We start from the raw sequence: 11,662 nt of genomic DNA on the forward strand, positions 1-11,662 counted from the left end.
AAACTCCGCGCATCACCGGCACGGAACAGTACACATGCTCCCAGGCAGACGCGTCGCCCAGGTCATCGTCGGTCTCTACGCCCTCGCCTGCGCCGGCGGCCTTGCCGTATTGCTGGTCGGCACCAAAGGCCTGTTCGGCGTCCCCGCCGACGGCCTGGCCGCGGTGGTGGCGCTGATGCTGGCGATGCCATGGTCACTGACCTTCATGGCACTGGGCGTGGATACCCCGGCCGCATTCGTCGCCTTGATCGTGCTGGCGATGGTGTTGAACGGCGTGATCCTGTGGGGCGTCATCTGGCTGCTGCGCAAGGCGGTAGCATCTTTGCTCGGCCGATAACCCAGCGGAGACGCACCGGCAGAGTCGCACGACAGTCGACTGCCGATAGCGGCTCCGCGCCCGGTGGGGCATGACCCTTGGACGAATCCGTTACGGCACCAACACGGCCCTGCCCTGGATACGCCCTTCGCGCAGCCGCTGATACACCTCCACCGCCTGATCAAGCTTGAACGTCTCCACATCCGCGCGGATCCGCCCGGCTGCTGCCAACGCAATCACCTCCATCAGCTCCGTGCGCGAACCCCAATAGGGCACGGTCACCTGACAACCGTATGGCGGGTTGTTGGCGGCGTAGTGCACCGTTCCCCCTCCCAGCCCGACCACGGTGAGCCTGCTGTTGCGACCCACGACCTGGGCGCACAAATCCACCGTAGGCTGCGCACCCACAAAATCCAGCGCCACTGCCACGCCACGCGGGCCGGCCAGGTCACGAATCTCTTCAGCTGCGCGCTTGCCGTCACGGGTGTTGACGGTGTGCTTCACGCCCAGCTCGCGCGCGTGGGCCCGCTTGCCGTCATCAATGTCGGCCGCAATCAGCTGCGCCGGGGTCAACGCCTGCAGAATCTGCACCGCCATGTGCCCGAGCCCGCCAATCCCCACCACCAGCACCGTGGCCTCGGGCGTCATCAACGGCAGCGCCGCCTTGATCGCGTGATACGGCGTCAACGCGGCATCTGACAACGGAGCTGCGTGCACCGGCTCCAGGCCCTGCAGCGGCACCAGCAGGCGCGGCGACGGTACGATCATGTATTCAGCCATGCCGCCATCAGAACCCAGGCCGCCACCAAACGTGGGAATGGACGCGTGGTTCTCGCAGTAGTTTTCCGCCGAGGTCTGGCAGGTGCGGCAACGGCCACAGCCCCACGGGCCGTACACCGCGACGGGGTCACCTTCATTCCAGCCTTCAACGCCGTCGCCGACGCCTGCGATCCAGCCTGCGTTTTCGTGGCCGAGGGTGAAGGGACCTTTCATGCCCAGGTCTTCATCGAGCACGTGCAGGTCGGAGTGACACACGCCTGCGCCTGCGATTTTCAGCAGGATCTGTCCAGCCTGTGGTGTGGGGGTGGGCAGATCGACAATCTCGGGCGGGCGTCCGGTTTCCACGAAGCGTACGGCTTTCATAGCGTGCGGCCTTGGGGGAAGGAACCCGCAGGATGCGCGCCAAGGCGCGAACATCATGTAGAGCCGGGCTTGCCCGGCTGAAGATATCCGTGTGATCAGGCAAGCCGGGCAAGCCCGGCTCTACGTAAAACTACCCACGGGCGCTACAGCACAAATGCCGTTGTGCGGCAGGGCGTCGGGTGAGAGCGTGGTTCCCTGGCCTCCTGCGGTGCTCCGGCATGCTCAAGCGTCCCTCCAGCGTTTACCCGGCGCTGCTTGCCACCGCTCTGCTCTGCAGCTGCACCACCCTCGGCCCGCAGAGCATCCAGCGCGACCGCCAGGACTACTCCAGCGCGATCAGCGAATCGTGGAAGGAACAGACCCTGCTCAATATCGTGCGCCTGCGCTATGCCGACGCGCCGATGTTTCTCGATGTATCTTCCATCGTGGCCTCGTATTCGGCCGAAGCACAGCTTGACGCCTCGGTCACGTTCCCACCACACGATTCGGCCACGCCTACACTGGGCGGCTACGGGCGCTACATCAGCAAGCCGACCATTTCCTATGCGCCGTTGACCGGCGACAAATTCACCCAGAGCCTGCTGCGACCGATTGCACCGGCGTCGGTGTTCCAGATGATCCAGGCGGGATACCCGGCCGATTTCATCCTGGGCGCGACCACCCGCGCGATCAACGGGCGCTACAACCGCTCGACCGGCGCGACCACGCGCGCCGCCGATGCGGAGTTCGTGCAGCTCACCGAAGTGCTGCGCCGCATCCAGCGTGCCGAAGGCCTGGGCATGCGCATCGAGCGTCGCGAGAACGGCGAAGCCACGGTACTGTTCTTCCGTGGCGAAGCCAGCGCGCAACTGGAGGCCGACGTCGCCCAGGCCCGCAGTCTGCTCGGCATCCAGCCCTCGCCTGAGTTCAATCTGGTGTATGGGGCCACCGCGCGCGGTGACGCCGAGATCGCCTTGCTGACCCGCTCGATGCTGGAGATCCTGCTGGATTTCTCCAACTGCATCGATGTGCCGGCATCACATGTGCAGGAGGGCCGCACGCATGCCGGCTATGCGGAGGATCCCGGCGCGGAATCCGGCCTGCACCGGCTGGCTACCATCCACAGCGGTCCACGTGCACCGGCCGATGCCTACGCGGCGGTGCGTTACCGCGACAGCTGGTACTGGGTGGACGACCGCGACCTGGCGTCGAAGCGCGCGTTCGCGTTCATGATGATGTTCTTCTCGCTGGCCGAAACCGGCACCTCCGCACCGGCTCCGGTGCTGACCATCGGCACGAACTAGTAGAGCCGGGCTTGCCCGGCTGGTGGATGTCCGGATGCGTCAGCCGGGCAAGCCCGGCTCTACAACAGCGGTACAACCGCCAGCGCGCGCTCGCCGGCCAGCGTGCGGGCCTGCCGTTCCGCACTGCTGGCCTGTTCCGTCTCACCGCGCCGCGTATAAAGGGTCCAGCCGAACCACGCGACGCGGTAGTCCACCGCGGCATACGCGTCCAGCTCGCCCAGAACCGCGATGGCATCGTCCAGACGCCCCGCGTCCATCAACACCCGCGCACGCAGCAGATTGGCGCGAACCCGGTCGTTGGGGCTGCCGTCACGATTGGCAATCGCCAGCGCTGCGTCCGCGTCCTGCAACGCAGCCGAACCATTGCCAAAACGCAACTGCGTCAGGGCGCGCGCCCAGGCAAGCTCGGGCTGCCGTTCGCGTTGGTCCGGCGGTTGCTGCGCCTCGAACCGGGTGATCCAGCCCTGCGCCGCTGCGCGGTTACCCGCCGCCTGTGCCGCCACGAGCAGGGTCGCCGGCTCCACGGTTTCGGCCAGATCCGGCAAGCGGGCAGCCCGTTTCGCCGCCGCGGCAGTGTCGCCACGCGCAACGGCATCCGCCATCCGCAAGCGCGCGTCGGTCTGACCCGACAGGGACGATGCCGGCAACGCCTTCAGCAGCAGATCCGCTTCCGCCAGCTGACCGTTCGCCAGCGCCACCTCCACCTGCGTGGTGTGGACCACGGCCAGCAGCCGGGCATCTTCCAGGCCGGGCAGCAATCGTCCCGTTCGCGCAAGGGTAAGCGCGGCGGCGGCCGGCTGCACCACGGCCAGTTCGGCGCTGGCTTTGGCCGTCAGCGTGGCCGCCAGATAGTCGTTGACCTGGTAGCGCCGGAACACCTCGATCGCACTGTCGAATTCCTGCAGCGCCTGCGGCCAGTGGTTGCGCTTGCCCTCCAGACGTCCCAGATTCGAGCCAACCATGGCCGCCGACACGGCGTCGCCGGTTCGACGCATGGCCATGCGCGCATGCCCCAGGTCACTGACTGCTGCATTCAGCTGACCCAGTTGTGCATGCGCCGCTCCCCGTCCGTTGTACGCGTTGCCGGAAAGGCCGACGTCACCGGCGGACTCTGCTGCCGCCGCCACCTCGAGCGCCCGGCTGTAATGGTGTTGTGCCTGTTCAAACTGGCCTTCGCGCAGCGCCACCGCGCCCAGCCCCATCAATCCTTTGGCGCGCACCGCCGGGGCATCGCCACCGGTCTTCGCTAGTGCCTGCTCGAACAGTCGGGTCGCCGCGCTCATGTGGCCGGCGCGGTATTCCAGCTGACCCTCGCGGACCTGCAGGATCGGGCTGCCCCGCAGCGCTGCGGGGGCGCTTTGAATCTGCTCGCGCGCCGCATCCAGCTGACCGGCGTCCAACTCTGCATCGATCCGGCGCAGGCGCTCCTGCAGCGCGGTGGGCGCGGCTTGCGCGGGTACCTGTCGGCCGCTGCGCTCCAGCCAGCTGTCGGTGGCCACCGCCATCGCCTGCAACGGGGTATCGCCGCTCGCCTCCACCGTCAACTCGTCACTGCGCCCCACCGCATGCAGCTGCACCCGCCATTGGGTGCCTGCACGGCGCGCGGTGGGCACGATCAACCAGCGCGCATCGCTGCGCACCAGCACGTCGCGCAGCGCCACAAGGTTGGAGTCACTGCCGCTGCTGTCGCGCAGCAGCACCGCTTCAAGATGCAACGCCTGCTCGGTCGGAGTGACCTGCAGCCGCGCCGCGCGCAGCCGCTCGGCCGCGTATTCCATCGCCCCCAGACGTACCCAGCTCAGCTCCGCGCTGGCTCCCTGCACCGTAACCGGCAGCATCGTGACGCGGGTGCCGTTGGCTTCAATCTCCGCCGTGGTCCGCCTGTCCTGCAGATGACGCGTGCCGATGATCGCAGCCGTGACCAGCAGCAGTCCAACGAAAACAGCCACCGCCCAGCGCAGGTATCGCGCACGCGGAGGTGCCGCTGCAGCGTCGGCTGCAGGTGCGTCCACCCCCACAGATTCAGGCCCGGAAGCAGGCTCAGGTTCGAGTACAGACGCATCGTCCGGATCGGTGGGCGGGTCAGGGGACGCCGCTTCCAGCGTCTCCACCTCGGCCACCCAGCGGTAACCGAACCCGGCCACGGTGCGGATCATGACCTGGCGGTCGCCCGCGTCGTCCAGCGCCTTGCGGGCCCGGCGCAGGGTCTGGCTGATCACCGTGTCGCTGACATCCACCCGCCCCCACACCGCTGACACCAGCTCGTCACGCCCCACGGCGCGATGGCGCTGCTCCACCAGGTACACCACGCAATCCAGTGATTTCAGCGGCAGTGCCACGCGCTCGCCATGGCGACTGAGTTCACGTGCCGCCGGGTCCAGAACGAAATCGCCGAATCGGTAGCGGATCAACTGCATCAACCGGACCTGCCGCACGTACGCAAGGGGAGGATCATCCTACGACAGGCGCAGCCACCACGCTCAGCGGATCAGGACATGAAATACCACCGGGCGACGCGGTGATGTGGCCAGTTCCTGCCCGCACTCAAACGCCAGCTGGCCCTCGCCTGCCGCCACCGCCGCGAATCGCCAATCCTGTACCAGGCCATCCCGCCCGGGCGCGGCAAGCACGGTCAACAGAGGCTCGGTGGCATCGCGCAGCCAGCACCGGTAGCCACTGGCTGAATGCGCCGGCAGCCGCACGGCCAGCTGCCCGCCGCGTGGCACGCGCACCACGCGCCCACTATCTGCAGCATCCACCGTCGTGATCGGAACCACTGCCCGCACCGGCGGGGGCGCGCCGGCCAGGCCGACCCACGCGCCCCCGCCCACCGCGGCCATCAACAAGGTTGATGCCGCACGCCGCACTCAGTTCACCTTCACCAGCAGGCGTGCGCCGGTGGTGTCCTGGGTGGCCGACACCGCCAGGTAGTAACGACCCTGCGCCGGACTGGTCACCGTGATCGCCTGATTGACCCCGGGCCGCACCGAGCTGCCGGCATTCTGGTTCGGCAGCGGGTCCATCTCATAGCCCAGCAGAAGCTGCATCTCACCGCGTCCACCGTAGGTGGTGATGTCGATGCGGGTCTTGCCGGCCGGTACGTCGATCACATACAGCGCGCGGTCGCCGCTGGCCATCGCCGGCAGCAGCATGGCGGTGCCGGGGCTGGTGGGAATGCCATCAATCGGCTGGCCGAAGGTACGAGCGCGTTCCACGGCGGCGGCCGCATCCAGCAGCCCGGCTCCGTTCGGCTGGCTCTGCTTGACCGGGAACGCCCGCGCGGTGGCCTTCAGCAGACCCTCCACCTGCGACGGCGTCAGCGGCTGCGGGGCCACGCTCTGCATCAGTGCAACCACGCCGACCACGTGCGGGGTGGCCATCGAGGTGCCGGTGTAGCCGGCCATGATGTCATTGCCGGGCACGGTGGCGCCGTCGTTGAGGGTGGACCAGATATAGCCGTTGGGATTGCCTTCGGTCCCCGCGCCGCCCGGTGCCGCCAGGTCGATACCCGCACCGTAGTTGGAATAGCTGGCGCGCTGGCCCGAATAGCCGGTGGCTCCAACCGTGACCACGTTGGCGCAGCTGGCCGGTGCATGCCCGGCCACCGGCGCGTTGTCGTTGCCGGCTGCCACCACCACCACGGTGCCCAGCCCGACCGCGGTGTTGATCGCGGCCTGGGTGTCGGACTCGCAGTCATGCGCGCCGCCCAGGCTCATGTTGATCACCTCGGCCGGATTGGGGTTGTCCGGTACGCCTTCCACATGCCCGCCGGCCGCCCACACGATGGCATCGTTGATGTCGGAGGTGTAGCCACCACAGCGGCCCAGCACGCGCACCGGGACCACCTTGGCGTTGTAGGCGATGCCGGCCCCGCCGGCATTGTTGTTGGTGACCTCGGCGATGGTGCCGCTCACATGGGTGCCGTGCCAGCTGCTGTTGCTGGCCGGCGCGCCACTGCCGCACTCATTGGCGGCGCTGTAGTCGCCGATGTCCCAGCCGCCCGGCACGCGCTCGTCGGTGGCGCGGTGCGAGACGAAGGCGTCGGAGATGAAGTCATAGCCCGGCAGCAGGTTCGCTTCCAGGTCGGCATGATGGGTGGCCCCGGTGTCGATGACGGCCACCACCACTCCGGTCCCGGATGCGCCGGCCCCCCAAGCGCTGGTGATGCGCGCGCCACCGGCACCGGTGCCGTAGTGCCACATCTGGTGCGTGGACAGCACCGGGTCATTGGGCAGCGCGGCCACATGCATCAAGCGGTCCACGCGCACGGATTCAACATTCGGCTCGGCGGCAATCGCGCGCATCAGGGTTTCGGCCTGGCTTCGGTCCAGTCGCTGCGAGGCGCGCACCACGTGGTGGCCACCGACGGTGCCGCGCAGGGTCTTGACCTGCAGCGCTGCAGCCCCCTGTGCCGCAGACAGGCGTGCGCCCAGCTGCGGCCGTGCGCGGCTCGCGGCGGCGTCGAGCGAACGTTGACGCGCCGCAGGCTGGGTGCGCTCGGCGGTGCCGGCCTTGTAGGTGACGATGAAGCGCGGCGACAGGGTGGCGTCATCCAGCGCGGTGAGGTCCACGCTGCCGGCAAAGGCCGGGGCGCAGGCGGCGGCAACCAACAGGCTGAGGGCGGTACGACGGAAGATCATGAAAGGATTCCTGGCAGGCATGGAGAGCGTGGCCACCGCTGCGGCGGCCACGCGGAAGGACACGCGGGAAACTACGGTCAGAGGTCGATACCAAAGCCCACGCCGGCAGAGCGGTCGTCGCTGCTGAACGCTCCGCCGATGCTCATCGACACGCGCTCGCCAATGGCCTTGGAGTAGCCCACCGACAGCGCGCTTTCGCCGTTCTGCCAGCCCACGCCGGCAGCCACACGGCCGCGCGGGCTGCGTGAGTTGGCCGCATTGATGGCCATGTTCATCATCGCGCTGCCCATCGCGCCCTGGCGATCCAGGCGCTTGTCCTGGGCGTTGAGGCGGGCATTGACGTCGTCGCGCAGCAGGTCGAAGCGGTCGTTCAGGCCTTGCAGCTGGGCATCGGCATAGGCGTTGGCGCGGCTGAGGGTCTGGGTGGCGGTGGTGTCGGTATAGCTGTTGGCCGAGGCCAGCGTGGTGGCGTTGCCGTCCTGCATCTGGCCGACGGTGGCGGCGTCGGTGGCGGCGGTACCGTCGGCCACCTGGGTGATCCGGCGCTGTTGGGTGGCATTGCCTACCGACACGGTGTTGGCTTCATCGGCCACCGCACCCTGCCCCAACGCGACCGAACCGCTGGCCGTCGCGTGGCTGTCGGCCCCCAGCGCCACCGCGTTGTCGGCACTCGCATCCACCAGCGCGTTGCTGCCCACGGCGGTGCTGTTGGCCGCATTGACGTTGGCTCCGCTGCCCACCGCAGTGTCGTTGCGGTCGTGCGCATTCGAGCCGCTGCCCAGCGCCAGGCCATCACCGCTGCCGGTGGCTGCGCCGCTGCCATCGCCGGCCGGCGGTGCGCTGGCTGCGGTTTCCAGCGCGCTCACGCGCCCGGTGAGTGCGGTGAACGCCGCATCGATGGCGCTGAAGGTGCCGCCCACGCTGGCGAAGCTGCTGCCCTGGAAACCGAAGCTGGGCGCGCTGATGCCGCTGCTGGTCACGGCCGCGCCGCCGCCCAGGGCGGTGGCCACGCTGTCCAGTTGCGCCCCGACCGTGCCGCCCACGTCGGCGACCACCGCATCCAGCTGACCCTTGTTGACCGCGTCGGTGGCGTTGATGCCGTTGCCTACGTTGACCAGCCTGCGCTCTGCTCCGACATCGCCGAACGACACCACGTCGGCTTCGTCAGCGCGGGCGTTGGCACCGATCGCAACGCTGTTGGCCGCGCTCACCCAGGCCCCCGTGCCCAGCGCCACCCCCGCCGTGGATTCGACCACGGCGTAGCTGCCCAGGGCCATGCCGTCATCCGCACCGGCGTAGCTGTTGTAGCCGCTGGCGATGCTGTTCATGCCGGTGGCGAACGCGTTGGTGCCGCTGGCCAGCGCCGATTCGCCGGCCGCATAGGCATAGGTGCCCAGCGCGGTGGCCGAGGCGGCCGTGGCCTGGCTGCCGGTGCCCACGGCCGTGCTGCCGTCAGCCTGCGCCTGCGCGCTGCTGCCAACGGCGGTGGAGGCGGCACCGTTGGCGACCGCCGTGTCCCCCATCGCCATCGCCGACGTCTCGGTGGCCTGCGCGCCGGTACCGAACGCAATGGCGTTGCTGGTCTCGCCGCCCACGCCGGGCGCGGTCATCGCGTCCTGGCCGAAGGCGATGTTGCCGGTGCCGGTGTAGCCGTCGGCAAACGCGTTCTCACCGATGGCGATATTGCGGTGCCAGGTGGCGGTGGCCTGGTCGCCCAGGGCGATGCTGGCCACGCCGTAGGCCACCGACTGGGTGCCGATGGCAATGGCGTCCGCATCGGCGGCGCTGGATTCGCGGCCCAGCGCGATGCTGGAGCGGCCGGCCGCCTGGGCAAAGAAGCCACCGGCGAACGAACCGGACACCACGGTCGGATCGGTGCTGTCGTAATTGCGGATCACGCTGGTCGGTCCCGGGTTTTCGGTATCGCGGTCACCGGTGGCCGCCGCCGGACCGATGGCCGTTCCGTAGTTGCCGAATGCATAGGTGCCGCTGCCGAACGCGGCCGAACCGAGACTGGTGGCGAAGGCCTTGCCATACGCGTTGGAGATGCTGCCAGGACCACGCGGAGTACCGCCGAACACCTGCGCCCAGTCCAGCCAGCCACCGACCGCGACCGAGCCCGTGCCCAGCGCGTAGGACATGTAGCCCATGGCCGTGGAGTACGGGTTGTAGGCGACGGAGGTGTAACCGAACACCGTGCCCGGGCCCCGGATCGTCTGCGCCCCGGCACCGACCACGGTGGAGTTCTGGTCGGCCTGCCAGTTGGGGCTGAACAAGGAATAGAAGTAATCCCCGCCGGTGCCCGCGCCGGCCCCGATGACCACGTTGTTGTTGCCCTGCGACCTGGCTCCGTTGCCGATGGCGATGGAGTTGACGGCCGCTTCGGTGGTGCGCACGCCGCTGAAATCCGTCCAGCTGCCGTCAAAGGTCGCCACGCCCTTGTTGCCATCGACGATCGCGCCGTTGCCCAGGGCGATGGAGCCGTTGCCGTTGACGCTGGCCCCGGTACCGATCGCCAGCGAATTCTGCGCTGGCCCCTCGGTCACGGTTTCCACCTTGGTGATGGCCGCATTGGCGTCTTCTGCAAAGCTGATGGTGCCGTTGATGGAACGGACCTTGGCACCGGTGCCCAGGGCGATGACGTTGGTGCCGTTGGCGCTGGCCCCGGTGCCGATGGCCACCGCATTCATGCTGCTGCCGGCAGGCGTGGTGGTCTGCGTGCTGGCCGTGGTCTGCTGGTTGGAAGGCGGCGTGTAGGTGGTGGTGCGGGTGGTGACCGACCCCGCATGCACCGCCCCGGCCTGGTTGCCGATGGCGACGCTGCCATCGGTGGCGGTCACGGCACGCACGCCGATGGCGGTGCTGTTGTTGCCGCGTGCCTGGGCGGCCGCACCCAGTGCGGTGCTGTTGGCCCCTTGGCCCCAGGTGATCTCGTCGGGGTCGACCAGGCCGTCGCCGTCCAGGTCCAGCCAACTGCCCACGGCCACCGCATGGTCACCTTCGGCCGACGCATGCGACCCGCAGGCCAGTGCCTGCTCACCCGCTGCGGTGCTGTCCACGGTCAGCGGCGTACCCGCGTCGTCGACCAGCTGGCATTTTGCGCCAGCAGCGGCGTAGGCAGGCAGGGTCAGTACGGAAAGAAGCGCGGCAGTGAGGGCTTTGCGACGCAGGGTGTGCGGGATCGGAAGCATGGTCGGGCTCGGCTTGGGAAGCCCCTAGAACGCCGCAACCGCCCGGGTGATGCATGACCAGATAATGACATTGACGTCATTGGCGGTGTCAAACGGGTGACATGGGTGACATTGCGGTGAAATCCGGCCATGTAGAGCCGGGCTTGCCCGGCTGACGGGATGTCTGAACATCCGTAGGGTCGCACGACAGTCGACCGCCCATGACGGTGCATCGCGCGGTGGGGCATGACCCTGGAACGTAGGCGTCCACCCGGTGGGGTCCATGCGTTAAAGACCTGATCACCGTTATCGGCAGGCGTCTTGCGACCGCCTCTACCAACGCTGTTATCCCGGTTACGTCAGGGCGGCAACCCCGTCGCGGTGACCGTGCAGGCGAAGGTGACCTCCACCGCGCTGCCCACCGGCAATGACGGGACGGTCAAGCCGGTACCCAGCTGATCCCCCGCGGGAATACTGCCCGGGCACACCGCCCCGCCACTGGCCGCGCAGCTGCCCGGTGTGGTGCAGCTCAACCCGGCCCCGACGCTGTCGGTCAACACCGCATCGGTAACATCGGTGCTGCCTACATTGCTGGCGGTCAAGGTGTAGGTCACGGTCCCGCCACTGGCTACCACGGTGGGGCTGGCGGTCTTGCTGATGGCCAAGTCCGGGTCAACCACCGCCTGCGCATTGGTGAAGGTGCACACCACCGTCGAGGCCAACTGCAGCGTGTTGCCCGGAATCAGGATGGCCGAGCCGCCGCCGGGCCCGCCGATGGGGCCGGGAACGGTGCCGCTGGTATCCACGCATTCCGCGCCAATCAGCTGGAACCCCACGGCAGGCGTCTCGTCGATGGTGATGTCCACCGCGATGCTGGTCACCGTGTGCACGTTCGGCGACAGGGTCGGGCTGCCATCCACCGTGGTGGTGATGCTGTCACTGGCACTGCTGAGGTTGGTCAGGGTGAAGTCGTAGGTGCCGGTGCCGCCCTGGGTGGTCTTGGCCAGCTGCACGGTCTGCGCGCCGGCCGGCTGGCAATACAGCGCTGCCAGGGCCAGCAGCAGCCCGGACCACGTTGACGCACGGTAGTGGCGTTGCGCTCGCATCACA

8 protein-coding genes are annotated in these 11,662 nt (G+C 68.4%); 2 read left to right on the forward strand and 6 right to left on the reverse strand.

The features are described 5' to 3' along the window. Positions 1-34: 34 nt before the first annotated feature. Positions 35-337, forward strand: a complete 303-nt coding sequence (locus PDM29_RS18230; RefSeq protein WP_311191455.1) for a hypothetical protein — start codon at positions 35-37, stop codon at positions 335-337. 90 nt (positions 338-427) lie between these two features. On the opposite strand, the gene PDM29_RS18235 is transcribed toward PDM29_RS18230, so the two are convergent. Further along, positions 428-1,459 (reverse strand): NAD(P)-dependent alcohol dehydrogenase, encoded by a 1,032-nt coding sequence (locus PDM29_RS18235; protein WP_311191456.1) that lies wholly within the window; start codon positions 1,457-1,459, stop codon positions 428-430. A 218-nt stretch (positions 1,460-1,677) separates the two neighbouring features. On the opposite strand from PDM29_RS18235, the gene PDM29_RS18240 reads away from it, so the two are divergent. Further along, positions 1,678-2,742 carry a hypothetical protein gene (locus PDM29_RS18240; RefSeq protein ID WP_311191457.1) on the forward strand — a complete coding sequence of 355 codons (1,065 nt, stop codon included), beginning with the start codon at positions 1,678-1,680 and terminating at the stop codon, positions 2,740-2,742. 59 nt (positions 2,743-2,801) lie between these two features. Here PDM29_RS18240 and PDM29_RS18245 read toward each other — a convergent pair whose 3' ends face one another. From PDM29_RS18245 to PDM29_RS18265, 5 genes are all read right to left on the reverse strand, one after another. Then, complete coding sequence (locus PDM29_RS18245) at positions 2,802-5,159, reverse strand: winged helix-turn-helix domain-containing protein (protein WP_311191458.1); 2,358 nt, start codon at positions 5,157-5,159, stop codon at positions 2,802-2,804. Positions 5,160-5,222: 63 nt separating this feature from the next. Then, positions 5,223-5,609: a hypothetical protein gene (locus PDM29_RS18250; RefSeq protein WP_311191459.1), complete on the reverse strand. Its 387-nt coding sequence runs from the start codon at positions 5,607-5,609 to the stop codon at positions 5,223-5,225. After that, a complete protein-coding gene (locus PDM29_RS18255) occupies positions 5,610-7,382 on the reverse strand; it encodes a S8 family peptidase (protein WP_311191460.1) in 1,773 nt (590 codons plus the stop codon). Positions 7,383-7,459: 77 nt separating this feature from the next. Beyond that, on the reverse strand, positions 7,460-10,573 hold the full coding sequence (locus PDM29_RS18260; RefSeq protein ID WP_311191461.1) for a YadA-like family protein: 3,114 nt from the start codon (positions 10,571-10,573) through the stop codon (positions 7,460-7,462). Positions 10,574-10,911: 338 nt separating this feature from the next. Beyond that, entirely contained in the window at positions 10,912-11,658 is a 747-nt protein-coding gene (locus tag PDM29_RS18265; protein WP_311191462.1) for a prealbumin-like fold domain-containing protein, read from the reverse strand. Between the last annotated feature and the right edge of the window lie 4 nt (positions 11,659-11,662).

This window comes from Stenotrophomonas oahuensis, assembly GCF_031834595.1.
GTDB classification, from domain to species: Bacteria; Pseudomonadota; Gammaproteobacteria; order Xanthomonadales; family Xanthomonadaceae; genus Stenotrophomonas; species Stenotrophomonas oahuensis.

Coding starts and splice junctions, on each gene's coding strand:
- PDM29_RS18230 (WP_311191455.1), top strand. CDS start 35: ATGCTCCCAGGCAGACGCGTCGCCCAGGTCATCGTCGGTCTCTACGCC.
- PDM29_RS18235 (WP_311191456.1), bottom strand. CDS start 1,459: ATGAAAGCCGTACGCTTCGTGGAAACCGGACGCCCGCCCGAGATTGTC.
- PDM29_RS18240 (WP_311191457.1), top strand. CDS start 1,678: ATGCTCAAGCGTCCCTCCAGCGTTTACCCGGCGCTGCTTGCCACCGCT.
- PDM29_RS18245 (WP_311191458.1), bottom strand. CDS start 5,159: ATGCAGTTGATCCGCTACCGATTCGGCGATTTCGTTCTGGACCCGGCG.
- PDM29_RS18255 (WP_311191460.1), bottom strand. CDS start 7,382: ATGATCTTCCGTCGTACCGCCCTCAGCCTGTTGGTTGCCGCCGCCTGC.
- PDM29_RS18260 (WP_311191461.1), bottom strand. CDS start 10,573: ATGCTTCCGATCCCGCACACCCTGCGTCGCAAAGCCCTCACTGCCGCG.
- PDM29_RS18265 (WP_311191462.1), bottom strand. CDS start 11,658: ATGCGAGCGCAACGCCACTACCGTGCGTCAACGTGGTCCGGGCTGCTG.